This is a genomic window from Streptomyces sp. NL15-2K (assembly GCF_030551255.1).
Lineage (GTDB): Bacteria > Actinomycetota > Actinomycetes > Streptomycetales > Streptomycetaceae > Streptomyces.
Window position 1 is genome coordinate 3,526,844 of record NZ_CP130630.1, and the last position, 23,550, is coordinate 3,550,393.

19 protein-coding genes and 1 pseudogene are annotated in these 23,550 nt (G+C 72.9%); 15 read left to right on the top strand and 5 right to left on the bottom strand.

What is annotated here, in order from left to right; translation table 11 throughout:
• Positions 1 to 102 precede the first annotated feature (102 nt).
• Positions 103 to 402, top strand: a pseudogene (locus tag Q4V64_RS15495) (hypothetical protein); the annotation flags it as partial.
• On the opposite strand, the gene Q4V64_RS15500 reads toward Q4V64_RS15495, so the two are convergent.
• Positions 392 to 1,264 carry a hypothetical protein gene (locus Q4V64_RS15500; RefSeq protein WP_124442541.1) on the bottom strand — a complete coding sequence of 291 codons (873 nt, stop codon included), beginning with the start codon at positions 1,262 to 1,264 and terminating at the stop codon, positions 392 to 394. The pseudogene Q4V64_RS15495 and the gene Q4V64_RS15500 overlap by 11 nt on opposite strands.
• Before the next feature lie 135 nt (positions 1,265 to 1,399).
• On the opposite strand from Q4V64_RS15500, the gene Q4V64_RS15505 reads away from it, so the two are divergent.
• Positions 1,400 to 2,470 (top strand): MerR family transcriptional regulator, encoded by a 1,071-nt coding sequence (locus tag Q4V64_RS15505; protein WP_124442540.1) that lies wholly within the window; start codon positions 1,400 to 1,402, stop codon positions 2,468 to 2,470.
• On the opposite strand, the gene Q4V64_RS15510 is transcribed toward Q4V64_RS15505, so the two are convergent.
• Positions 2,467 to 3,180, bottom strand: coding sequence for a FadR/GntR family transcriptional regulator (locus tag Q4V64_RS15510; protein ID WP_124442539.1), 714 nt, complete (start codon positions 3,178 to 3,180; stop codon positions 2,467 to 2,469). The genes Q4V64_RS15505 and Q4V64_RS15510 overlap by 4 nt on opposite strands.
• Before the next feature lie 194 nt (positions 3,181 to 3,374).
• Between Q4V64_RS15510 and Q4V64_RS15515 the strand changes: the two genes are divergently transcribed.
• The 8 genes from Q4V64_RS15515 (at position 3,375) to Q4V64_RS15550 (ending at position 15,794) form a co-directional block, all read left to right on the top strand.
• Positions 3,375 to 4,748, top strand: a complete 1,374-nt coding sequence (locus Q4V64_RS15515) for an SLC13 family permease (protein WP_124442538.1) — start codon at positions 3,375 to 3,377, stop codon at positions 4,746 to 4,748.
• Positions 4,749 to 4,843: 95 nt separating this feature from the next.
• Positions 4,844 to 6,307, top strand: coding sequence for an acyl-CoA synthetase (locus Q4V64_RS15520; RefSeq protein WP_124442556.1), 1,464 nt, complete (start codon positions 4,844 to 4,846; stop codon positions 6,305 to 6,307).
• Positions 6,300 to 7,628: a carboxyl transferase domain-containing protein gene (locus Q4V64_RS15525; protein WP_124442537.1), complete on the top strand. Its 1,329-nt coding sequence runs from the start codon at positions 6,300 to 6,302 to the stop codon at positions 7,626 to 7,628. The genes Q4V64_RS15520 and Q4V64_RS15525 overlap by 8 nt, the downstream gene beginning before the upstream one ends.
• Positions 7,629 to 7,677: 49 nt before the next feature.
• A complete protein-coding gene (locus Q4V64_RS15530) occupies positions 7,678 to 8,028 on the top strand; it encodes a CU044_2847 family protein (protein ID WP_124442536.1) in 351 nt (116 codons plus the stop codon).
• Positions 8,025 to 9,710 (top strand): trypsin-like peptidase domain-containing protein, encoded by a 1,686-nt coding sequence (locus tag Q4V64_RS15535; RefSeq protein ID WP_124442535.1) that lies wholly within the window; start codon positions 8,025 to 8,027, stop codon positions 9,708 to 9,710. The genes Q4V64_RS15530 and Q4V64_RS15535 overlap by 4 nt, the downstream gene beginning before the upstream one ends.
• Positions 9,711 to 9,746: 36 nt before the next feature.
• On the top strand, positions 9,747 to 10,751 hold the full coding sequence (locus Q4V64_RS15540; RefSeq protein ID WP_124442534.1) for a MoxR family ATPase: 1,005 nt from the start codon (positions 9,747 to 9,749) through the stop codon (positions 10,749 to 10,751).
• On the top strand, positions 10,741 to 14,550 hold the full coding sequence (locus Q4V64_RS15545; protein ID WP_303710060.1) for an SAV_2336 N-terminal domain-related protein: 3,810 nt from the start codon (positions 10,741 to 10,743) through the stop codon (positions 14,548 to 14,550). The genes Q4V64_RS15540 and Q4V64_RS15545 overlap by 11 nt, the downstream gene beginning before the upstream one ends.
• A 206-nt stretch (positions 14,551 to 14,756) precedes the next feature.
• Complete coding sequence (locus Q4V64_RS15550) at positions 14,757 to 15,794, top strand: rod shape-determining protein (RefSeq protein WP_124442533.1); 1,038 nt, start codon at positions 14,757 to 14,759, stop codon at positions 15,792 to 15,794.
• 51 nt (positions 15,795 to 15,845) lie between these two features.
• Here the strand turns inward: Q4V64_RS15550 and Q4V64_RS15555 are convergent, their stop codons facing one another.
• Complete coding sequence (locus Q4V64_RS15555; RefSeq protein WP_124442532.1) at positions 15,846 to 16,808, bottom strand: sensor histidine kinase; 963 nt, start codon at positions 16,806 to 16,808, stop codon at positions 15,846 to 15,848.
• On the bottom strand, positions 16,805 to 17,158 hold the full coding sequence (locus Q4V64_RS15560) for an STAS domain-containing protein (RefSeq protein WP_253267199.1): 354 nt from the start codon (positions 17,156 to 17,158) through the stop codon (positions 16,805 to 16,807). The genes Q4V64_RS15555 and Q4V64_RS15560 overlap by 4 nt, the downstream gene beginning before the upstream one ends.
• A 194-nt stretch (positions 17,159 to 17,352) precedes the next feature.
• Here Q4V64_RS15560 and Q4V64_RS15565 point away from each other — a divergent pair, with 194 nt between their 5' ends.
• From Q4V64_RS15565 to Q4V64_RS15585, 5 genes are all read left to right on the top strand, one after another.
• Entirely contained in the window at positions 17,353 to 18,042 is a 690-nt protein-coding gene (locus tag Q4V64_RS15565; protein ID WP_124442530.1) for an ANTAR domain-containing protein, read from the top strand.
• A gap of 315 nt (positions 18,043 to 18,357) precedes the next feature.
• Positions 18,358 to 19,485, top strand: a complete 1,128-nt coding sequence (locus Q4V64_RS15570) for a WS/DGAT domain-containing protein (protein ID WP_172629385.1) — start codon at positions 18,358 to 18,360, stop codon at positions 19,483 to 19,485.
• 82 nt (positions 19,486 to 19,567) lie between these two features.
• Positions 19,568 to 19,840 (top strand): acyl carrier protein, encoded by a 273-nt coding sequence (locus Q4V64_RS15575; protein ID WP_124442528.1) that lies wholly within the window; start codon positions 19,568 to 19,570, stop codon positions 19,838 to 19,840.
• Positions 19,837 to 21,048 (top strand): beta-ketoacyl-[acyl-carrier-protein] synthase family protein, encoded by a 1,212-nt coding sequence (locus Q4V64_RS15580; protein WP_124442527.1) that lies wholly within the window; start codon positions 19,837 to 19,839, stop codon positions 21,046 to 21,048. Before Q4V64_RS15575 ends, Q4V64_RS15580 begins: the two co-directional genes overlap by 4 nt.
• A gap of 12 nt (positions 21,049 to 21,060) precedes the next feature.
• Positions 21,061 to 22,341: a wax ester/triacylglycerol synthase family O-acyltransferase gene (locus Q4V64_RS15585; RefSeq protein WP_253267198.1), complete on the top strand. Its 1,281-nt coding sequence runs from the start codon at positions 21,061 to 21,063 to the stop codon at positions 22,339 to 22,341.
• 141 nt (positions 22,342 to 22,482) lie between these two features.
• Here Q4V64_RS15585 and Q4V64_RS15590 read toward each other — a convergent pair whose 3' ends face one another.
• Complete coding sequence (locus Q4V64_RS15590; RefSeq protein WP_124442526.1) at positions 22,483 to 23,388, bottom strand: hypothetical protein; 906 nt, start codon at positions 23,386 to 23,388, stop codon at positions 22,483 to 22,485.
• Between the last annotated feature and the right edge of the window lie 162 nt (positions 23,389 to 23,550).

Sequence of the window (23,550 nt, forward strand, 5' to 3'; positions counted from 1 at the left end):
TCCTCTTCCTCTCGGACGGCCGCCGCCCGGGCGCGCAGGCAGTGCGGCACGATGGATCCCATGCCCTCCGGAAAGCCCCCGGCGAGTCCTAGTCCCTTCAGCCTCTGGCCCGACCTGCGCTTCGAGGTCCTCCTCGCCCCGAACGACGCCGTCTGGAACGAATGGCTGATCCGCGCCCCCGACGCCGAGTCCCCTCCCCTCCGCACCCTCGACGACCTCACCCCCTGGTCCTGCACGGTCGACGAGGCGGCCCGGGCCTTCACCCCCGCCCGCCCCCTCCAGGGCACGGCCCCGACCCGCTGGGGGCTCGCCTTCACGGCGCCGGACGGTCAGGGCGTGCGGCGGGAGTGTGTCGCGGAGTTCACGTGGGGGCTCTTGCAGCGGGTCGCGGTCACCGGGTAGCCGCCGCCAGGACGGCCTCGACGACGGCCGGTACCGACCCCGGATGCAGGAAGAGAAACAGATTCGGCTCGACCAGCTCCAACTCCATCACCCGTGGCTCGCCGTCCTCCCCGTCCACGAGATCGACGCGGGCGTACAGCAGCTCCTCTGCGTCCGGTACGGCGGCCAACGCCCGCTCGGCAACGGCCAGTTCGGCCGGAGTCGGAGTCCAGGGCTCCAGGCCCGGGTGGGCGACCTTGTCCGCGTCATAGGCGGTGCCCGGGGCGAGCACGGCCCGCTTGCGGCTGGCGTGCAGAAGCCGGCCGCCGTAGAACTGCAGGGCCCGCTCACCACCGGTGTCTATGGACTTCACATACGGCTGGACCATCGCCGTGAGCCCCTCCTCGTGCATGCGCGCGAGGTGTCGTACGGCCGTCTCCCGCTGCTCGGGCGTGTAGCGCGCGGCGTAGCGGGCGCCCGCTCCGGAGGTGGGCTTCACGACGTACTCGTGGTCGTCGGGGAGGTCGGCCGGGTCGCCGGGCGCGAGATAGCGGGTCGGGACGGCAGGCACTCCGGCGACCGCCAGATCCCCCAGATACCGCTTGTCGGTGTTCCACCGCACCACGCCCGCCGGATTCGCCAGCCGCGTCGCCTTGGCGCACCGCTCCGCCCACGCCAGGAACTCGGCGGCCCGCCAGCTGTAGTCCCACGTGGACCGTATGACGGCGAGGTCGTAACCGGCCCAGTCGACGCCGGCGTCGTCCCAGAACACGGCGTCCGCCTCGGCCCCGGCCGCGCGCAGTGCCTCCAGCAGCACGGGCAGGTCGGCGTCCTTGCTGGTCTCCGGTCGGGGATCGTAGGTGACTAGGGCGACACGGGGCACGGCGGGTCCCTTCCTGTCCTGGTTGTCTCGTGAGTCCGCAGGCTAACCTTCGCCGCCGCAACCGCTGCAACCCATTTGACCTTCCCCTTTGGGGAAGCCCCAGCATCGGTGGCGAGGAACGAAGGGGGAGCCCGCATGGAGTGGCTGACCATCGGCGTCTTCGCCAAGGCGTGCCGCCTGTCGCCCAAGGCGCTGCGGCTCTACGACGAGTTGGAGCTGCTGCGTCCGGCGCGGGTCGACCCGGACACCGGATACCGGTACTACGCGGCCGAGCAGTTGGAGCGCGCCCGGCTGGTGGCGTGGCTGCGGCGGCTGGGCATGCCGCTGGCCCGGATCCGTGAGGTGTGCGCTCTGCCGCCCCCGGCCGCGGCCGCGGAGATCCGCGCCTACTGGGCGCAGGTCGAGGCGGACACGGCCGTACGACGGGATCTCGCCGCGTTCCTCGTGAGCCAACTGACAGCGCAGCCGAGGAAGGACACCACCATGCTGGAACTTCGTTACTCCGCCCACTCGGACCGAGGCCTGGTCCGACCCAGCAATCAGGACACGGCGTATGCGGGGAGCCGCCTGCTCGCGGTCGCGGACGGCTTCGGACCCGCGGGGGCGCCCGCGAGCAGCGCGGCCGTGGAGGCGCTGCGTTTCCTGGACACGGAGGAACTGCCGGCCGGCGACGTCCTCAACCTCCTGGAGGACGCGGTGCGGGGCGCGACCGAGGCGGTCCGGGACGTGGCGAACGGCGCCGGCGGCCCGGACGAGGCCGGCACGACCCTGACCGCCGCGCTGTGGACGGGCTCCCGCCTGGCCCTGGTCCACATCGGCGACTCCCGCGCGTACCTGCTGCGCGACGGCGCCCTGTTCCGCATCACCCACGACCACACGGTGGTCCAGTCACTGATCGACGAGGGCCGCCTCACCCCCGAGGAGGCCACGGCCCACCCCCAGCGCGCCCTGCTTCTGAAGGCCCTGCCCGGCGAGACCCCCACGGCCCCCGACCTCCGCCTGCACGACGCCCACCCCGGCGACCGCTACCTCCTGTGCTCCGACGGCCTCTACGCCATCGTCCCCGACGCCCGCATCCGCACCCTCCTCACCGACGCCGACGCCCCCGACGAGGCGGTCCTCACACTGATCGCCGAGGCGAACGGCGCCGGGGGCCCGGACAACGTCAGTTGTGTGGTGGCGGATGTGGTGGAGGCAGTCGCCTAGGCCTGGCGGTCCTCTTCCGGTTCCCAGTCCAGCAGGCGAACCTTCGCGACCGTGCGCACATGGTTGCGCATCGCGGTGGCCGCCTGCTTCGGCTGTCCGGCGGCGATCGCGTCGAGGATGGCCTGGTGCTGGGCGAGGGAACGGGTGGGGCGGCCGGGCTGGCGGAGGGACTCGGTGCGGCTCTCGGCGATCTGGTCGGCGATGGAGCGCATGAACTCCGCGAGGAGGCTGCTGTGGGCGGCCGCCGTCACCGCCGCGTGGAAGAGGCGGTCGCCCTCGACGCCGGGGTCGCCCTCCTCGATCTCCGCCGTCATGTGGGCGAGCGCCGACCTCATCGCGGCCAGGTCGTCCTCCGTGCGGCGCTCCGCGGCCAGTTCGGCGAGTTTCGTCTCCAGGGCCTCACGGGCCTCCAGCACGTCGGGGAGGCGCCGGCGGCGCTCGACCATCGTCTCGACCGGCTCGACGTCGAGGCTGTCGCGGACCAGGTAGGTGCCGCCTCCGTGTCGCGCCTCCACCAGCCCCTGGACCTCCAGGACCACGATCGCCTGCTTCACGGAGGCGCGGCTGACGCCGAGGCGCTGAGCGAGGTCGCGCTCGGGTGGCAGGCGGTCCCCCGCGCGCAGGCCGCCCTCGGTGACGTACTGGCGCAGCCGGTCCAGCACCTGCTCGTACAGGCGCTGTTTCGTCATGGGGCGCAGGGCGTCGGTCACGGGGTCCCCCTCTCGTCGGGAGCGTAACACCGTGCACCGAAATGGCCGAGTGGCTGAGCCAATTTCTGCGCGACCCCTTGACGCCGCTCCTTGTCGCGCCCACGCTAACCAGCCAAACGCGTAAGTGGCTCAGCCACTCGTCCACTCCCCCGGATACCCACCCCGCCGCTCGGGACCCAAAGACGGGAGCCCGTATGTCCCCCGAACTCATCTCGATCCTCGTCCTCGTCGTGGTGTTCGTCATCGCCACAACCCGCTCAGTCAACATGGGCGCGCTCGCCTTCGCCGCCGCCTTCGGGGTCGGCGAGCTCGTCGCCGACCTCGACGCCGACGGCATCTTCGCCGGCTTCCCCGGCGATCTGTTCGTCGTGCTCGTAGGCGTCACGTACCTCTTCGCGATCGCCCGCGCCAACGGCACCACCGACTGGCTGGTGCACGCCTCCATCCGGCTCGTGCGGGGGCGCGTGGCGCTGATCCCCTGGGTGATGTTCGCCATCACCGGCGCGCTCACGGCGATCGGCGCGGTCAGTCCGGCCGCGGTCGCGATCGTCGCGCCGATCGCGCTGAGCTTCGCCGCCCGCTACGGCATCAGCCCGCTGCTGATGGGCGCCATGGTGGTGCACGGCGCCCAGGCCGGCGGCTTCTCGCCGATCAGCATCTACGGCACGATCGTCAACGGCATCGTCGAGCGCGAGAAGCTGCCGGGCAACGAGATCGCCCTCTTCCTCGCCTCCCTCTTCGCCAACCTGGTCATCGCGGGTGTGGTCTTCGTGCTCTTCGGCGGGCTGAAGCTGTGGGCGCGGGGGGCGGTGGAGCCGGACGAGTCCGCGGCGGACGCCTCCAAGGACGCCTCCGACAAGGGCGACCTTCCGCAGGGCGGTTCCGGCCCGCAGCCCACCGGCACCGGCACCGGCACCGGCACCGCCGTAGCCACCCGCCCCGACGCACCCACCACCCCCGACACCACCCGCCTCAACCCGGCCCGGATCGCCACCCTCACCTCCCTCGTCGCCCTCGTCGTCGCCGTCCTCGCCTTCGACCTGGACGCCGGTCTGACCGCGATCACCCTCGCCGTCGTCCTGAGCGCCGCCTGGCCGGACGACAGCCGCAAGGCGGTCGGCCAGATCGCCTGGTCGACGGTCCTGCTGATCTGCGGTGTCCTCACGTACGTCGGTGTCCTGGACCAGATGGGCACCATCACCTGGGCCGGTGAGGGCGTCAGCGGCATCGGCGTTCCGCTGCTGGCCGCGGTCCTGCTCTGCTACATCGGCGCGCTCGTCTCGGCGTTCGCCTCGTCCGTCGGGATCATGGGCGCCCTGATCCCCCTCGCCGTGCCCTTCCTCGCGCAGGGCGAGATCGGGGCGGTCGGCATGGTGGCGGCGCTCGCGGTGTCGGCGACGGTCGTGGACGTGAGCCCGTTCTCGACGAACGGCGCGCTGGTGCTGGCCGCGGCGCCGGACGTGGACCGCGAGCGTTTCTTCAGGCAGCTGATGGTGTACGGAGGGATCGTGGTGGCGGTGGTACCCGCGGTGGCGTGGCTGGTGATGGTCGTGCCCGGCTGGGGGTAGGACCGGCAGGCGGCAGCAGGCAGTGCCCGCCGATCATCGTCGATCATCGTTGATCAGTTAAGGAGTTACGAAGCGTGTCCTCTCTCTTCCCGGCCCTGACCGACGGCCGAGCCGGCGGCACTCCCGACGCCCGGACCGACGCCCGGACCGACCGGCCCGCCCTGCGGTTCGGCGACCGCTCCCTGACGTACGCGGAGCTCGCCGCCGCGGCGGACGCGCTGGCCGGCCGGATCGCCGGCCACGCCCGGGTGGCCGTCTGGGCGACCCCGGCGCTGGAGACCGCCGTAGCGGTGGTGGCGGCGCTGGAGGCCGGCGTCGCCGCCGTACCGCTCAACCCGAAGTCCGGGGAGAAGGAACTCGGGCACATCCTGACCGACAGCGCGCCGGCGGTGGTGCTGGCCGCGCCCGGTGACGACCTGCCGTCTCCGGTGGCGGACCTGGAGCGGGTGGACGTCGACGTCCACGCCTCCGGCGGGGTCCCCGACTACCTGGGGGCGTCCGACGAGGACCCCGCCCTCGTCGTCTACACCTCCGGCACCACCGGCCCGCCCAAGGGCGCCCTCATCCCCCGCCGGGCCGTCGCCGCCACCCTGGACGCGCTCGCCGACGCCTGGCAGTGGACCGGCGACGACGTCCTCGTGCACGGGCTGCCGCTGTTCCACGTGCACGGCCTGGTGCTGGGCATCCTGGGCCCGCTGCGGCGCGGCGGATCCGTGCGTCACCTCGGCAGGTTCACCACGGAGGGCGTGGCGCGCGAGCTGAACGCCGGTGCGACCATGCTCTTCGGCGTCCCCACGATGTACCACCGCATCGCCCAGACCCTGTCCGACGACCCCGAGCTGGCCAAGGCCCTCGGCCGGGCCCGGCTGCTGGTGTCCGGCTCCGCCGCCCTGCCCGTGCACGACCACGAGCGCATCACGGCCGCGACCGGGCGGCGGGTGATCGAGCGGTACGGCATGACGGAGACCCTCATGAACACGAGCGTGCGGGCGGACGGCGAACCGCGCGCCGGAACCGTCGGCGTGCCGCTGCCGGGCGTGGAGCTGCGGCTGGTGGAGGAGGACGGGTCGCCGATCACGTCGTACGACGGCGAGACCGTGGGCGAGATCCAGGTGCGCGGCCCGAACCTGTTCACCGGCTACCTCAACCGGCCCGACGCCACGGCCGGCGCGTTCACCGCCGACGGCTGGTTCCGCACCGGCGACATGGCGGTGCGCGATCCCGACGGCTACGTACGCATCGTCGGCCGCAAGGCCACCGACCTGATCAAGAGCGGCGGTTACAAGATCGGGGCGGGCGAGATCGAGAACGCGCTGCTGGAGCATCCGGGGGTGCGGGAGGCCGCGGTCACCGGGGAGCCGGACGAGGACCTGGGCGAGCGGATCGTGGCCTGGATCGTCCCGGCGGACCCTCAGGCACCCCCGTCCATCAAGGAGTTGGCCGACCACGTGGCCGCCCGCCTGGCCCCGCACAAGCGACCCCGCGTCGTCCACCACCTGGACGTTCTCCCCCGCAACGACATGGGGAAGATCATGAAGCGTGCGCTGAGCCATGACTGACCGCCTGTCCGCACGCGAGACGATCGCCCTCGTCAGCGACGACTTCACCGAACTCCCCTCCACGCCACGGGACTCCGCCCCCGACGGGCCCCTCGCCTGGGAGGGCTACGACGCCTCGCGCGCCCGCGCCGCCGAACGCACCGGCGAGCAGGAGTCCGTGGTGTGCGGCACCGCGCACGTCGAGGGCACGCGGGCGGTGCTGATCGTCTTCGAGTTCGGTTTCCTCGGCGGCTCACTCGGCGAGCGCACCGGCGACCGGCTGGAGGCGGCGTACGCGTACGCCCGCACACACCGCCTGCCGGTCGTCCCGTTGGTCGCCACCGGCGGCAGCCGTATGCAGGAGGGCATGCTCGCACTGACCCAACTCCAGCGCGTGGCACGGCAGTCGGCGCTCACCCGCGAGGCGGGCCTGCCGCAGATCGCCGTCCTGCGCGACCCGACCACCGGCGGCGGCTGGGCCACCCTCGGCGCGGGCGCCGACGTGATCCTGGCGCTGCCCGGTGCCCAGGTCGGCTTCGCGGGCTCCCGGGTCCGGCCGCCGGACGCGGACCCCGCGGCGTACACGGCTCAGGCGCAGGTGGCGGCGGGGTCGGCCGACGCGATCGTACGGCCGGAGGAGCTGCGCCGGACGCTGGGCCGGTGGCTACGGCTGCTGGCGGCGCCGTCGGACGCACCGGCCCCCGTGCCCTCGTCCCTCGGCGCGACGGACCTGCCGGCCACCGGCTGGGCCGCGGTGTGCCGCGCCCGCGATCCCCGACGCCCCCGCGCCGAGCACTACCTGGACGCCTACTTCGCTCACCGGATGGCGATCAGCGGCGACCGCTGCGGCGGCACCGACCGGGCCGGCATGCTCTGCGGCTTCGGCGAGCACGAGGGACGTACGGTCGCGTACGCCGCCCAGACCGGCACGGCGACCCGCCCCGCCGGCTACCGCACCGCCACCCGTCTGATCCGCCTCGCGGACCGCCTCGGCATCCCGGTGCTGACCCTGGTGGACACACCCGGCGCGGCCAACGACGCGGAGGCCGAACGCCAGGCCGCGGGCGCGGCGATCGCGGACCTGTTCGGCGCGGTCGCGTCGGCGCGCACACCGATCACCACGCTGGTGATCGGCGAGGGCGGCTCGGGCGGCGCACTGGCCCTGGCCGCGGCCGGCAACACGTGGGCCACGCCGGACAGTTACTTCTCGGTCATAGCGCCGGAGTCGGCGGCGGCGATCCTGAAACGGCCGGCGAAGGAGGTGGAGGCGACGGCCGATGAATTGCGGATCCGGCCGCAGGACTTGGTGGAGCTGGGTGTGATTCGGGAGCACGGTCCCTAACATTGGAGTTCGTGCAAGCCACACACATCACGGGGGAGCCGGCGGCGCCATGGACGGGCTGATGGAGTTCAAGACCGAAGACGGCGCCGTGGTGGTCGTGGAGTCCGTCGACGACGAGTCGGGGGCGCGTCTCGTCTCGCGCGGCGAGGGACCGGCCCGAGCGGCGCGCACCTTCGAGGGCGCGCTGGACGGAGTCCGGGCGGCGGCCGAGTCCGCGCTGCGGGTCTTCCGGGACGGCTCGCTCAGGCCCGACTCCGTGGAGCTCGAATTCGGCGTGAAGCTCAGCGCGGAGGCGGGCGCGGTCATCGCCAAGGGGTCCACGGAGGGCCACCTGGTGGTGAAGCTCAGCTGGTCACCTGGGCGGTCCGGGGCGGATCCGGAGGCCGCCGACCGGTCATGAGCGGCGCTGCCTGGCATGCCCGGATCGTCTGCGGGAAGGAGGTCGGCGCCGGTTTCCTGGTCTCCGCCCGCCGCGTGGTCACCTGTGCCCATGTCGTCCGGTGGAGCGGGGCGTCGGAGGTGACGGTGTCCTTTCCCAACAGCAGGGAGCTCGGCCCGGTGCGCGCCACCGTGGCCGTCCACGGCGGCTGGGCGGGCGGTGCCGCCGACCCCGGTGACCTGGCCGTCCTCGAACTGGACCGCGAAGTGCCGGTGGAACCGGCCGAGTTCGCGCCTCCCGGCGCCGAGCTGGGTGGCCCCGACGCCGGACTCGGCACCGCGGCCCCCACTTTGGTCGCGTACGGCTTTCCCAAGGGGTACGACGAGGGCATGCTCGCCCGGTACCAGGCCGTGCCGGGGGCGCTGGTCTCGGACGAGTGGCGGCAGCTGGAGGCCGTGACGGCGCACGGTCAGCCCCTGGCACCCGGCTTCAGCGGGGCGGCGGCGACCCTGGCGGACGGCCGGGTGGTCGGCATGGTGTCGACGGTCGCGGGCGCGCGGGACACACGGGTGGGCCGGATGCTGCCCACCCAGGTGATGGTGCGCTACTGGCCCGAGCTGTGCGAACTGATCCCCACGTCCGAGCACCGCCCGGACGCGGTGCGCCGCCTGTACAGCGTGGTGCGGCGGGCGGTGGCCCAGGGCGTGGCCTGCGATCCCGACCGGTTGTACGTGGACGCCGTGGGGCTGCTCGGCCCGCCGCTGCCGGAGGGCGGCTTCGCCTCGCTGGGGGCGGCCGCCGGGTACGTGCAGTGGGAGGTTCCCGACACGGAGGCGGTGGCCCGGTTCGCCGACCGTCTGCGGGAACTGCTGGACGTACAGCCCGCGCGGCCCGCCGCCCCTTCCTGGTCCCCGATCCTCGTCGAGATCGAGCACAGCGGCGCCGGGCCCGACCAGGTCACCGTCGAGGTGTCCGCCTACCGTGACGGACACCGGCGGCGCGTGGGCTCGCGGCGCCTGCCGCGCAGCGCGGTCCGGGCGTACGTCCAGGAGCGCATCGACGAGGCGTTCACCCAGCTCGCCCCGGACGCGGACGAACTGATCACGTTCGTGCTGCCCCGCGAATGGCTGAACGAACCGGTGGCGCACTGGGAGTGCGGCGCCGACGACTCCACTCCGCTGGGCTGCGCCTACCCCCTCGTCGTCGTGGACCGGTCCCGCCACCGCAGCGGCCGGCTGCGCCACCAGCTGGCCAAGAAGTGGCAGAAGCTGGACGCCTTTCCCGGGGCGCGGCTGCACCGCGTCGAGTGCGGCGGCACCCCGGAACGGCCGCCGATGCTGCGCAAGCGGCTGCGCGACGACGACGCCGACCTGGCCGGTTTCTCCTTCCCGCCCGCCACCGCGCGACCGCACTTCGAGGTCGGTCTCAACACCCCCGTGCCGGTCCTGCTGTGGCCACGCACGGGCTGCGCCGACACCGGGCACGACGGCCCCTGTTCCGGCGCCGCGTTCCTCGACGAGCTCGCCGCCGCCGTCACCGGCGTCCCTCCCGCGGAACTCCCGCGTCACGTCATGGTGTTGCGCGAGACCGCCTACGCCGACGAGGACCCGGACCGGCACTGGGCGAGAGACGTCCAGCTCCTCTGGGACGACCCACGCCGCTTCCCCGAGCCCCCCGCCAGCCTGCACTCACCCGTCGCCTGAACCCCGGCCCCGAAAGCCCCCACGGAGAGAAGATCCATGCCCCTGTGGCCCGTCTACACCGGCACCAACGAGCCGCACGACGGCATCGACCGGCTGCCGCCGCCCCCGCCCTGGCGGGCCTTCGACGGCGGACCGGTGCTCGACCCGCCGGACGTGGCCGCCGACACGTCCGCCGTCTCCCCCGACCGCACGCACCGCGCCGAGACGTACCGGGCCACGTCACCGACGGTCCAACTGGTCAACGCCGCCCTGTACTTGCGCCGTCCTCTCCTGGTGACCGGCCCGCCCGGCACCGGCAAGTCCTCACTCGTGTACGCGGTGGCCCGCGAGCTGCGCCTGGGCCCGGTGCTGCGCTGGAACATCACCAGCCGCAGCACGCTCCACGACGGCCTCTACCAGTACGACCCGCTCTCCCGGCTGTACGCGGCCAGGAACGCACCGGCCGCCGAGGCCGGCATCGAGGACCACCTGCGCCTGGGCCCCCTGGGCACCGCCCTCCTCCCTTACGCCCGGCCCCGCGCCCTGCTGATCGACGAGATCGACAAGAGCGACCTCGACCTGCCCAACGACCTGCTGAACGTCCTGGAGGAGGGCCAGTACGAGATCCCCGAACTGATCCGCACCGCCCAGCACGCCCCCACCGCCGAGGTGATGATCGACGGCGCCGACCAGTGGGTCCCGGTGGAGCGCGGCCGGGTCCGCTGCCGGGCCTTCCCCTTCGTCGTCCTGACCAGCAACGGCGAGCGCGAGTTCCCGCCCGCCTTCCTGCGCCGCTGCGTCACGCTGCGGCTGAGGCAGCCCGACGACAGCCATCTCGCCGACATCGTCCGCGCCCACTTCGGCGAGGCGCCCGACGCCTACGCCCAGACCCTGATCAGCCGGTTCCTGTCCCGGGTGGGCGGCGGTGACCTGGCCACCGACCAGCTCCTCAACGCGATCTACCTGGCCCGCTCCTCCGACCTGGCCGCCGAGTCCCTCGACGAACTGGCCGAGCAGCTGATGCCGTATCTGGGCGAGGCGTCGCAGGCCGATGCCTTCTGAGCGCCCCGGATCACGCCCAGGGACACCGCTGGTCCGCCTGACCGACGTTCTGACCGAGGCGGCCGGCGGCGTCCGCCCGACCCCGCTCGAACTCGCCGAGCTCCTGTGGCTGGCCCGCCACATGGAGCCCCCGGCCGACGCCCCGGCCGCCCCGGCGCCGCAGTCCCCCACCGAGGACGTACGGCCCCCTGAACCCACCGGGCAGACCCGCCCGCCGCTCCCGCCGAAGCAGCAGGACAGCGCCACCTCCCCGCCCCTCGAATCCCCCCGCGCCCCGCTGCACCTGCCCGCCACGGCCCGGCTGCCCGGAACGTCGAACGAGCTCCACACCCCCCTCCTGGCCCCCGCGCCCCCGATGCTGCGCCACCCCCTGGCCCTGCAGCGCTCCCTGCGCCCGCTCAAACGCCGTACCGACGCACCCGACCGCCCCCAACTGGACGAGCGCGCCACCGCCGACCGCATCGCCCGCCTGGGCGCCGCCCCCGAGTGGTGGCTGCCGGTGCTGCGCCCCGCGCAGGAGCGCTGGCTGCGTCTGAACCTGGTGTACGACGCCGGTCCCACGATGCCGGTGTGGCGCCCCTTGGTCCGCGAACTGCACACGGCGCTCGCCCAGTCGGGCATCTTCCGCACGGTGACCCTGCACCGCGCCGAACCCGACGGCACCGTGCGCCACCACGGCGCCCACACCCCCGCCGACGGCCGCACGGTCACCCTCCTGGTCAGCGACTGCATGGGACCGCAGTGGCGGCAGGGCCCGGCCGGCACCCTCTGGTACGCCACCCTGCGCCGCTGGGCGCACCGGATGCCGCTGGCCGTCGTGCAGCCCCTCCCGGAACACCTCTGGCGGGACACGGCCCTGCCGACGACCCCCGGTCTGCTGTCGGCACCGCACCCGGCGGCGCCGAACACCGCGCTCGCCTTCACGCCGTACGAGCGGGACGGCGACGACGGCGACGACGGCCCGGGCGACCCCGGAGGCTTCCTCCCGCTGCCCGTGCTCGAACCGGGTCCGCGCTGGCTGGCGAACTGGGCGTCCCTGATCGCGGTCGCCTCGGGCCAGGAGTTCCCCGGCGCGGCCGCCCGGTTGAGCCGACCGCTGCCGACGGACTCCGACGACCGTACGGACGTCACGGGTCTGTCCGCCGAGGAGCTGGTCCTGCGCTTTCGCGCGGCGGCCTCCCCGGAGGCGTTCCGACTGGCCGGTCACCTCGCACTCGGGCGCCCGGACCTGCCGGTCATGCGCCTGGTCCAGGCCGCCCTCGAACCGCACCCACGCCCCCAGCACCTCGCCGAGGTGATCCTCAGCGGCATGCTCACGGGGGTGGCCGGCCCACCGGGCTCGTACGCGTTCCGGCCCGGCGTGCGGGAGCTGCTGCTGAGGGGCCTGCCGCGCACGGCACGGAGCCGGACGACAGACCTGCTGTCCCGTATGGGGGCTCTGATCGACGAACGGGCCGGGGCGGCGGCGGGCGAGATCAGGGCGACCACGCCGCTGGCGGCCAGCAGGGTGACGGTGACGAAAAGCGAGCCGATCGCGACCGTGACCCCTCGGACCCGGGACCGGCTGGTGGGCGTGGAGCCGGGCCGGCGCCCGGCCCTCGGTGCCCGCTACAGGATCCTTGAACGGCTCGGGCCGAGCGGTTCCCTGTGGCGGGCCGAGGACACCGAACGGCGTCGCTCGGTGGTCGTACGGCTGCACTCCATGCCGAGCGAGCCGGAACGCCTCCAGGCCTTCCTGCGGGCCACCGAGGCACTGGCGGCCCTGGATCACCCGAACGTCGTGGCCGTCCACGACCACGGAGTCGAGGACGGCCAGAGGTATGTCGTCATGGAGTACCTGGACGGCATCTCGCTGAACTCCCTTGTCTCACCTGGTGGCTACCGGCTTCCGGCACCGCTCCTGGTGTCGCTGGGGCGGCAGCTCGCCGACGCACTGACAGCGGTCCACGAAGGCGGCGTCGCTCATGGCGCACTCGACATGACCAAGGTCCTGATCCTGCCCGACGGGACAGCGAAGCTCACGCTCTTCGATCTCGGGCAGGCGTCGGGGGGTGAGGCGTACTGGAGGGATCTCCGTGCGCTCGGCAAGCTGCTCTTCCATCTGTCGTCGGGCAGCCCCGCACAAGTCGGTATGCGCATCTCGGCCGACCGGTTCGCCGCGCTCCCGGACGCCTTGCGCCCCACGTACGCCATGATCCTCGGCCGACTGCTCTCCGACGACCTCATGGAACAGCAAGAGGGCGTGGGCCTGCTCCAGCAGCCCGGGCTCGTCGAGCAGGCGCGGACGGCCCACGCCCCGCTCCGCTACTCCCTCCTCGGCCGTCCCTCCGTCAGCCGAGGGCCGGCACACCCGCTGGCCACCGGTTCCCCGCAGGAGCGGGCCATGCTGGCCATGCTCCTCCTCCACCACGGTCGCAGGGTGACGCACACCCGGCTCACCGAGGGCATCTGGGGCCGGAAGACCCCCACACGCGCCGCGGCCCTCCTGGGCACCTACGCGTCCCGGCTGCGCAACGCCCTGGGGCCCGGCGTACTGGCCACCCTGTCGGACGGTTACGCCTTGCACACCAGCGCGGACCACGTGGACATCATCACCTGCCAGCAGCTGGTGGAGCGGACGGAGAAGGAGCGCGCCGCGGGAAACATCGCGTCCGCCCGTGCGACGGTGGACGACGCCCTGAACCTCTGGGACGGCGACCCGCTGACCGACGTCCCCGGCCCCGCCGCCGCTGCCGCCCGCACCCGCTTCCTCCAGCTCCACCTCTCACTCTGCGCGACCGGCGCCGAACTCGACCTGGAACTGGGCGAGTTCGAGCGCGCCGCCACCGACCTCGCGGAGCTCCTGCGCGCCTACCCCGCCCGCGAGGACTTCCGCCGCCTGTACCTCATCGCCCTCCGGCGCCAGGGCCGCATCGAGGAGGCCCTGGGGGCCTACGAGGAGTACGAGTTGTCCGGCGGCCGGAATCCCGAGCTGCTGGCCCAGGGGCGGGAACTGCGCGAGGAGTTCGGCGACGCCCCGGAGGACCCGGCGGGCGAGCCGGCGCACGAGGAGCACCCCGACGCTCCCACCGACATCGACACCGCGTACGGCTTCGTCGCCGCCCCCGACGAGCTGCCGGAGGGCTTCTTCCCCCCAGAGGACGAAACCCCCCTGCTCCGCTCCCTCCGTGAGGAGTTGCCCGAGGGGACCCCGCTCCCTCGGGACGAGGTGCCGGACGGCCTCTTCGCCGTGGAGGACGCGTTGTTGGCCGAGCGGGTCGAGGACGCGTACGACGAACCAGCGGAGGAGGACGACGACGCGGAGGAGCGGGACGAACGCGACTTCGTCCGTTTCGGGTTCGCGGACCGCCCGCAGCCCGCGGCCGCCGCGCAGGAGCTGCGCCGGCTGGTCGAGGAGCTGGTCGATGCGAGCGGGCTCACCCCTCACCAGTTCGAGCTGCTGGACGACGCCGAGGGCAGCACCCTGCGGCTGGGGCAGTACGTGGACGGAGGCGACTTGTTCACCGCCACGGTGGAGGGGCTGCACGAGCAACTGGCCCAGGTGGGCGGCCTGCCCCGCCTCCGGGTGGAGTTCTGGCGGGCGGAGTTCCGGTACGACGGAGGCGAGGAGCAGGGCGACCGGCCGGACACCGGGTCCGTCACCGCCGCGCTGGACGCGTCCGGGGCGCGGGCGATCATCGCCCTCTCGGACTTCTGGCACTCCGTGGAGGTCCTGGACGGCGCCTTCGGCGACCCGGATCTGTTCCGGCAGTTGGACGACGGCACGGGGTGGTACCTCTTGGTCCAGGTCCACTCCTGACGCCCGAAACCGAGACGGTGCACCTCCGGCGAACCGCGGCACCGGGGCGTTCTTCCAGGCGCTCAAGCCAGGTACCGGTGAAGAACGCCCGTTCAGCGGCACCCCACCCGGCCCCTTCCAAAAGGCGCCCCCTCCCCCACCCCCGCACGATGCCAGTAGGGCCGGCCACCCGGCGGTCCCACAGTCCGTGCTCTCGGGAGGCCTCCATGACCGCCAGTCTGGAGCAGCTGCGCCGCTGCCACTTCGCCGTCGATCTGGGGGCGGCGAGGACGCGGGTGTACGTGAAGGGGGCCGGGCTCGTCGTCGACCAGCCGTCCGCCGCCGCCGTCAACACCCGTACCGGCGCGCTGATCGCGGTCGGTGAGCTCGCCGAGAAGATGACGGGCCGTACGCCCGACTACATCCGCGTCGTCCGGCCCGTCTCCGGCGGGACGGTCGTCGACATCGAGATGGCGCAGCGCATGCTGCGGCATCTGCTCGGCGACAAGATCCGCCGCAGTCTGCGCCGCAAACCCCGGCTGCGCGCCGCCGCCTGCACCCCGCACGACGCCGACCCGCTGGCCCAGCGGGCGGCCATCGAGACGCTCGTCGGGCTCGGGGCGCGGCGCGTGGAGCTGGTCGACACGCTGATCGCCGCCGCCGTGGGGTGCGGACTGCCCGTCGAGCGGCCCGAGGCCACCATGATCATGGTGTGCGGGTACGCCGCGACCCAGGTCGCCGTGCTCTCCCTCGGGTCCATCGTCACCGCGGAGCGCATCCCGGTCGGCGGCGAGGCGGTGGACCACGCGATCGTGCAGCACCTGCGCCACGAGCACGAGTTGATGCTGCCCAGCCAGTCCGTACGGCCCCTGCAACTGGCGCTGTCCGGCAACGGGCTCACGCCCGACGGCCCGGCCTCCACCGAGATCCACGGCCGGGACGTGGCCACCGGGCTGGCCCGTTGCGTCCAGGTCGACACCGCCGCCGTCCGCGGCGCGATCGAGACCCCGCTGACCGCCGTACTGGACGGCATCGGCAGGGTGCTGCGGGACTGCCCGCCCGACCTGGTGGCCGACCTCGCCGACCGCGGGATCATGATGGTCGGCGGGAGCGCCCTGCTCCCCGGGCTGGACCAGATGCTGCGGCAGTTCACCGGTATTCCGGTGCGCATCGCCGAACGGCCCGACGTGTGCGCCGTACAGGGACTGGGCTACATGCTGGAGGGCAAGGTCGAGCCTCTGGTGCTGGACCCGCTGGCCACCTGATCCGGCGAACAACTCCGCGGCCACGTCTCCTGAGGCTCGGCACCACCAGCCTCAGCGACGCACGTAACACCGTACGGTCGTCCCGTCGTCCCCCGTGTACACGCGCACCAGGTCCGCGACCAGGTTCACCAGCAGCAGCCCCCGCCCGCCCCGCTGCTCCCGCGGAGCCGGCCGGCGCCCCGCCAGGGGATCCGTGATCCGTCCCTTGTCCCGCACCTCGCACACCACGAACTCGCCCTCGGCCCACACTCTCAGCACGCCCTCGCCGCCGCCGTGCACCACGCTGTTGGTGGTCAGTTCGGCCGTGGCGAGGGCGACGTCCTGCAGCCGGGTGCCGTCGAGGCCGAACCGTCCGGCCACGTCGGTGGCCATGTGCCGGGCCTGCGAGAGCGACTCCGCGTCGTAGGGGAAGAAGGAGACCTGCGGCCCGTCCGGGGCGGGCGGCAACGGCGCGTTGTAGCGGGCGACGACGTCCTCGGGGGCGTAGGAACCGCTGTCCCGCAGCGGTCCGCCGCCGCCGGCATGGGCGACGGTGGGGTGGGTGGCGTACGCGTCGGCGATGACGTGCGGCGCCAGGCGCCGGGTGTCGTACGGGCACAGGATGCTCACCGTGCGGCCCTGGAAGGCCGCGTTGATCAGCGCCTCGTGCTGGACGCAGGCGGGGTACTCGGTCTCCGTACGGTCCGCCCAGATCGGCTCGCCGATGATCCGCGCCCTCCGGCCGGGCGACTGAGCGTCGGCGAAGGCGCGCAGCACGCCGGGGATGATCCGGCCGGGGTTGCGTCCGGCCTCCCGCATGTCCAGCAGGCGTACGGCGTCGGCGTCGGCACCGAGCCCGTCCCGGATCAGGTCGAGGTTCTTCCCGGGCACGGCCACCGCCACCGGGTCGCCGGCCTCCAGGCCTGCGCGCACGAAGGGCATCGTGCCCGCGAGGTACTCCCGCTCGTCGCCGTAGAACAGGGCGGGGTGGACGAAGGGTTCGAAAGGTTCGAAGGGTTCGGCCGCGGCGCTCATGACATCGCCACCTCGATCGCCGGCAGGCCGGGCCAGAACAGGTCCAGCACCCGTCGCAGGGCCGGCGGCGGGCGGTGCAGCACGATCCGCCGGCCGTCCGGAAGCCGCTGGGCGGCGGTGGCGAGCACCTCCGCGCCCGTCACGTCGACAAAAGTCACGGAGGACAACTCCAGGTAGTACACGTCCACGTCACCGCCCACGGCCTGCTCCAGTGCCCGCTCCCACGCCGCGTGCGTGGCCAGGCCGATCTCGCCCGCCACCCGCAGCCCGCTCCGCTCGGCCAGCGGGGACCACCTCAACTCCGGCGCCGCGCCGACGGCGCCGGAAGGTGTCTGGTACCGGATGCCCACACCGTCTCCCCACTCGTCCCGGACGAAACCGCGCTTACCCCGGAAGGCACACGGCATTCCTGGGGTGAGTGTGTAGTGGGCCGTTCGGCGGGCAGGCGACTCGGCACAGCCGGACGCCCACAGGGCCGACCGGGTTCAACGGGGCACGCGACGTGATGAGAAGGAAGAAAGTCGAGGACCACAGAGGCGGGGACATGACCTCACCGGCACACACACCTCTCGCGGGGCGACTGGACGCCCTGGTCATCGAGAGTCACGTGGACTCGGGCGGCCGAGCGGTGCTCGCTCCGCGCGGAGAGCTCGTCCACGGCAGCGCGGACGTCCTGGCCACGACACTGGCCGAGCTTCCGGCCCGTACCTGCCGGCTGGAGCTGGACATGACCGGGGTCGTCTTCATGGACACGGCGGGACTGCAGTTCCTGGAGACGCTCGGCACCTACGGCCTCCAGCACGGGACGCCGGTCACGACGGCGAACTGGCAGGGCCAGCCGCGCCGGATCCTGGAACTGGTCGGCCTGGACACCACGGACCCCCTGCGTTCCACGGCCCACGGCTCCACCCCCGCCCCGAACCCGCCCGCTTCCTCCGCGGTGGCCCTGGAACGCGAGGAACAACTCCGGCTCCTCCAGGAGGAGGTGGACCAGCTCCGTCAGGCGATCACCTCCCGACCCGTGATCGACCAGGCACGCGGCATCCTCATGGCCACCCAGGCCATCACCTCCGACGAGGCCTGGACCATCCTCCGCGAGGCCTCCCAGCTCTCCAACACCAAGCTGCGCACGGTGGCCGCGTCCCTCACCGCCAGCGCCGGGGGCGACGGCCCACCGCCTCCGGCGGAGGTGCGCACGGCCCTGCGTACGGCGATAGCGCGACGCTGCTCGTAAGCACCGCCATCTGTTGCCCTTCCGTGTCGGTGACCGCGGATATCTGTCCTTTCATCAGTTCCAGCAGCGCGGTGTATTGCATTGCCGGCGAATATAAACAGAAGAATCACCGTCCAAAATCGCTCCCTAACGTGAGTTATGGTGATTGCGCCATTTTCTCCCGACAGCACTGCTTCCTAAGGGTTCATGATGATTAATCGCATGAGATTCCCGTTTGCGGATGAGTTGCTGGCGTCAAACGGATGCTCGGGAGTAGTCGGTGTCACCGCCGTCTTTTCGGGAGATCCGCCGCAGCTCGACGAGGTGAGGTCCCGAGTGGTGGAGCGATGGGGACCGCTGGACCGGATGAGCTGGGTGCGGGCAGCCCCGCCCACCCGGCCGGCTCGGTTTCACTGGACATGTCCGGGAAGGTTCGACGCCGCGACCCAGGTCCTGAATTCGGGTGAAAAACTCGACGACCTGCTGCTCTCCCGCATCGACCGTCCGCTCGGATTCGAACTGCCGCCATGGCGACTTTTCGTGGTCCGGGACGCCGCCTACGGCGGTGACTTCTCCTTCGTGCTGCTGGCACAGCACGCCCTGCTCGACGGCCGGTCGCTGGTGACGCTTTTGAACCTGCTGATGGACGACGCGCCGGACCCTGCCCCCGCCCTGCGCCCCCCTCCTTCCGGACACGCCGAACGCCCGGGCCGGAGAAAGGTCGGCAAGGAACTGCTCACCCTGTGCGCACCGGGCCAGGCCATCCCGCTCGGAGCGACCGCCCCGCCCCGTCCCTCGGTGGCGACCGCCGCGCTGTCGTCGGAGGCCGTGCGGACAGCCTGCCGACGGCGCGTCGACGGGCGCCGCGTCACGCTGAACCACCTGCTGGTGGCCGCGGTGACCGGTGCCCTGTCCGCCCGTTACGGGCCCGCCGGCCGATGGCCGCGGGCTCCCCGTCCCGTCTACGCCATGGTGCCCTGCGATGTGCGCGGCGGACACGAGGCCGCGGAGCTGGGCAACATCGTCGCCGCTCCCCGGTTCCCCCTGCCCCTCGACCTCGACGACCCCCTCGACCGGCTGCGGGCCAGCGGCCGTCTCGTGGCGGACATCCGGCACCGCGGCATGGCTCAGAAGGCACTCGGGACGGCGTTCGAGACCGCGCGGCACTTCGCCCCCTGGGTGCCCGGAACCCTCGGCACCCACGGGGCCGACGCGTCCCACGTGGCTGCCGCGATCACCTCGCTGAAGTGGCCGGTCACGGCCAGTTCCTGGAACGGCAGGCCGCTGATCCGGCTCGTGTGCCTCTCGCCCCTGCACCGGCCGGGAAGCGCCGCCTTCAGCCTCGCGGACGCTGTCGGCACGCTCACCCTCACCGCGGTCTGTCACCTCTCCGCGGGGGAAGCACAACGGCTCGCGGAGGCGATCACTCAGGAAGTGGAGACGTTGGCCGGGTACGCCGGCTGACGTCCACTGCCGAAAGTCCACCATGCCCACGATCCGACGGCGGGCCGCCGCCGCCGGACGACAGGAAGGCTCGTAAGGACGCATGACAGTTGATCAGCAGCAGGTGCTGGATGCGCTACGCCCCCTGTGCGCCGAGGTGATGAGCGTTCCCCTTGAACGGGTCGTCGCGTCGGCGCGACTGGTGGCCGACCTCGGGGCCGACAGCCTGGACCTCACCGAACTCGAAGTCGCCATCGAAGCGACGTTCGGCGTGCGGCCCGAGGCCGCCCAGGTCAGAAGCGTGTCCACGGTCGAGGACGTCGTCCGCCTCATCATGGAGCTGCGCGCGGGAAGCCAGCCGAGTGTGGCCGTATGAAGAGCGGTCACGTCGCCATCACCGGGCTGGGCGTGCGCAGCCCGGCGGGGCACACTCCACCGGAGTTCTGGCAGACCCTGCTGCGGGCCCGGCCCACCGCCCGCCTCCACGCCTTCGACGACGCCCGCTCCGTACAGCACGCCGCCTGCCCGATCGTCGACTTCACCCCTGACGGCTACCTGACGCCGAAGGAGGCACGTCGTACGGACCGGTCGGCGCAGCTGGCCCTGTGCGCCGCCACCGACGCGATCAGCGACGCGGGCGGCCTGGCCGTTCCGCCCCGTCGCCGTGCCGTGGTGACGGGAACCGGATACGGCGGGGTCGTCTCCCAGGAAGAGGGGCTCGGCAACCCCGGCTCCCTGTACGCGCCGCTCCTGATGCACAACGCGGGCGCCTACTGGATCACCGCACGTCACAGCATCACGGGTCCCAGTCTGACCGTCTCCACCGCGTGCGCGTCCGGCACCCACGCGATCGGCGAGGGCATGCAGCTGATCCGCTCGGGCGCGGCCGACGTCGTGGTGGCGGGCGGCCACGACGCCCCGCTCACCGCCACGACCGCCATGGCCTTCGCCAGAGCGCGCGCGATGGCCGACGGGTACGACGACCCGTCGACGGCCTCACGCCCGTTCGACGCCGACCGTCTCGGCTTCGTCCTGGGCGAAGGGGCGGCCTTCCTGGTCATGGAACGCCCCGATGTCGCACGCGCCCGCGGCGCGCGCGTCTACGCGCTGCTGGCCGGGTACGCACGGACCTCCGACGGCTTCCACCTGACCGCGCCCCACCCCGAGGGGTCGGGAGCCCGGGCCTGTATCGAGCAGGCGCTCGCCGACGCCGGCGCGGCACCCGACAGCGTCGTCCACGTCAACGCCCACGGCACGGGCACCGAGCTGAACGACCTGGCCGAGGCGCGGGCTCTCGCCGCGGTCTTCGGGCCCGGGAGGGTGGCAGTCACCGCGCCCAAGGCGGTTCTGGGTCACGCCCTCGGCGCGGCCGGTGCCCTGGAGGCCGTGGCGACGGTCCTGTCCGTGGCCCAGGGACTCGCACCGCCGACAGCCAACCTGACGAAGCTCGACGCGCGGTGCGAGATCGACGTGGTCACCGGCGAACCGCGCAAACTCGGCGCGGGGCCAGTGATCAGCAACAGCTTCGCCTTCGGCGGCCACAACGCCTGCCTCGTCTTCGCGGAAGCCGGTGCACAGGAGTGAGGAGGATGCGGAATGACTGACTCGATGAGACTGCCGGCTGTGGACGAGGGCCACATCCGCATGGGTCGCCCCGGCGTCATCGGTATCGCCGCCGTCTTTTCCGGACGTACGCCCGATCTTGCCGCGGTCCGCGCCCGCGTCGTCGAACGCTGGAGCGAACTGCCCCGCGTGAGCTGGACGCTACGACCGCCACCGCGGCGCCCCGGACTCCGCACCGGCGCCTCGCTGTCCAGCCACCGGTGGACCGCTGCCGCCGCCCCGTTCGATCCCGAGTCCCACGTCCTGGCCGCCGACGAGAAACTCGAACCGCTGCTGCGCGCCTGCATCCAGCAGCCACTTCCCGCGGAACTGCCGCTGTGGCGGATGTGGCTGACCGAGGGCACCTCCTGCGGAGGTGACTTCGCCGTCGTACTGCTGGCCCACCACGGTCTGATGGACGGCCGCTCGCTGGAGACCCTGATGCGACTGCTGATGGACGAATCTCCGTCCTCGCGCCGCTTCGCCCACACCCCACCACCGTCCGCCCTGACGATGCGGGACGCGGGCAGGGAACTGCATTACATGCGGGCCGGCGGCCAGGCACTCCCCCTGCCCTCACCTCGCGCCGCCGAGCCCTCGGTGGCGGTGACGGACCTTTCGGCCCAGGTGGTCCAGGCCGCCCGACGGCTCCCCACCGGTGGGCCGGGCGCCACGCTCAACGAACTGCTCCTGGGATCACTGGCCGGCGCCCTTCGAGCCCGATACGGCCCCTTCGCGAGGTGGCCCAAGTCGCCCGCGCCCATTTACGCCACGGTTCCGGTGGACCTGCGTTCCGGTGCCGACGCGTACCGCCTGGGCAACATCGTCACCGCTCTGCGCCTGCCGCTGCCGGTCGACGGCGACTCCCCCGTGGACCGCCTGCGCGCCTGCCAACGACTGTGTGCCGAACTGCCCGCCCGCAGCGAGGTCCACCGCAAGGTCCTGCCCCTCCTGGAGGCGGCGGCCCGCCCCGGGCCCTGGGTTCCGGCGCTGCTGGCCCGGCACCTGATGCAGCCCGACGTGACACCGATGGTCTGCACGGCGTTCAAGTGGAGGGACAGGGCCAGCACTCTGCACGGACGCCCTCTGCTCCGTGTCATCCCCCTTCCCCAACTGCACCGGCCGGGTACGGCCAACCTCTGCCTCACGCAGACCGGCGACACCTACACCCTCACCGTGGTCAGCAACCACAGGCCCGGTGAAGCCACGGTGCTCGGCGACGCGGTCGCGAGTGAGCTCGAGCAACTCGCGGCGGGCCAGGTACGAGCAGGCTAGGTACGAGAGGGCTGGGTCCGAGAGGGCTGGGTCCGAGCCCAGGTACGAGTGAACGAGGGTCACCGCCCTGAGCGGCGGCCCTCGTTGTCTTACGGGCCCGGTCCCTTACCTGGCGGGGGCGGATTACCTGGCGGGGGCGGTTTACCTGGCGGGGGCGGTCAGGCGTTTCACTTCCTGGGCGGCCTCGTGCGCCGCCTGTTCGGCCCGGGCCAGGGCGTCGGCGGCCGCCTGACGCCGTTCCTCGGCTTCCCGCTGCTCCTGGTCGGCGCGCTGGAGTGCCTCGCGTGCCTGATCGAGCTGCCGCTCTGCGGCGGACACCTGACGACGGGCCCGATCCTGGCGATCGCGCGCCTGCCGCAGCACCGCGTCGGCGTCGGCTTGTTCGGCGCGCCGGTCGCGGAGCCGCTGCTGGGCGGCCTTGGCTGCCTTGCGGGCCTGCTCGAGCCGCTGCTGCCGCCGGCGGCGCCGCTCGGCGAGTTCGTCCTTCGTCTCCTTCCGCGACGGCGGCGGCGCAGCCGCGGGCCCGGGGTGTTCGTGCGGTGGGCTGGCCGTCGCGGTGGTGCCGGCCCCGAACGTCGCCGGCGGGGTGAGGGTGCTCTCCAGTCGGCCGGTGGCCCACCGGTCTGCCGCGTCCTGGTCGGACAGCACGGCGCGCAGGGTCGACTCGACGTCCTGCTGTGCCGCGTCCGACAGCTTGTGGCCGGCCTCACGAGCGAGCTGGGCGGCTTGGCGGGAGAGGGCGGAGACGACACGCCGACGCTGCTCGGACAGCTCTTTGACCCCGCCGGCATCCAGGGTTTCGTACGCCTCGCGCAGCGCCCGCCCCAGCTCCAGGAACTGCTCGCTCTCCTCCGGCCTGGAGCGCAGCAGCAGGTTCGCCGCCCAGGCCGCGAGCGTGGGGCGGCGGGCGGCATGGATCCGGCGGGCGTCCTCCGCCCGGCCGGCCGCCTTGGCCGCGGCGGCCAGCTCCTCACGACGGGCGACGAAGGCGGACGGCGGCGTGGTGTAGAGCTCGTCGAGAACCGCCTCCAGGTTCAGCGTTCCCATACCTCGGGCCCGCCTCCATGCCACTCGATCAGCCCCGACTCGGCCACGCGGCACTCGGACATGGCACCAGCCTCCCTCTCGGCGGGTGGCCCCGCACTTTCGGCGGCGTGTTCGGCGCATCCGACGCATCCCGCGTATCTGGGGTATCTGGCGTATCTGGGT

Excerpts from the sequence above, each read along its gene's own strand:
- Q4V64_RS15505 (WP_124442540.1), top strand. The coding sequence starts at position 1,400 with ATGGAGTGGCTGACCATCGGCGTCTTCGCCAAGGCGTGCCGCCTGTCG.
- Q4V64_RS15515 (WP_124442538.1), top strand. The coding sequence starts at position 3,375 with ATGTCCCCCGAACTCATCTCGATCCTCGTCCTCGTCGTGGTGTTCGTC.
- Q4V64_RS15525 (WP_124442537.1), top strand. The coding sequence starts at position 6,300 with ATGACTGACCGCCTGTCCGCACGCGAGACGATCGCCCTCGTCAGCGAC.
- Q4V64_RS15530 (WP_124442536.1), top strand. The coding sequence starts at position 7,678 with ATGGACGGGCTGATGGAGTTCAAGACCGAAGACGGCGCCGTGGTGGTC.
- Q4V64_RS15535 (WP_124442535.1), top strand. The coding sequence starts at position 8,025 with ATGAGCGGCGCTGCCTGGCATGCCCGGATCGTCTGCGGGAAGGAGGTC.
- Q4V64_RS15540 (WP_124442534.1), top strand. The coding sequence starts at position 9,747 with ATGCCCCTGTGGCCCGTCTACACCGGCACCAACGAGCCGCACGACGGC.
- Q4V64_RS15545 (WP_303710060.1), top strand. The coding sequence starts at position 10,741 with ATGCCTTCTGAGCGCCCCGGATCACGCCCAGGGACACCGCTGGTCCGC.
- Q4V64_RS15550 (WP_124442533.1), top strand. The coding sequence starts at position 14,757 with ATGACCGCCAGTCTGGAGCAGCTGCGCCGCTGCCACTTCGCCGTCGAT.
- Q4V64_RS15555 (WP_124442532.1), bottom strand. The coding sequence starts at position 16,808 with ATGAGCGCCGCGGCCGAACCCTTCGAACCTTTCGAACCCTTCGTCCAC.
- Q4V64_RS15565 (WP_124442530.1), top strand. The coding sequence starts at position 17,353 with ATGACCTCACCGGCACACACACCTCTCGCGGGGCGACTGGACGCCCTG.
- Q4V64_RS15575 (WP_124442528.1), top strand. The coding sequence starts at position 19,568 with ATGACAGTTGATCAGCAGCAGGTGCTGGATGCGCTACGCCCCCTGTGC.
- Q4V64_RS15580 (WP_124442527.1), top strand. The coding sequence starts at position 19,837 with ATGAAGAGCGGTCACGTCGCCATCACCGGGCTGGGCGTGCGCAGCCCG.
- Q4V64_RS15585 (WP_253267198.1), top strand. The coding sequence starts at position 21,061 with ATGACTGACTCGATGAGACTGCCGGCTGTGGACGAGGGCCACATCCGC.
- Q4V64_RS15590 (WP_124442526.1), bottom strand. The coding sequence starts at position 23,388 with ATGGGAACGCTGAACCTGGAGGCGGTTCTCGACGAGCTCTACACCACG.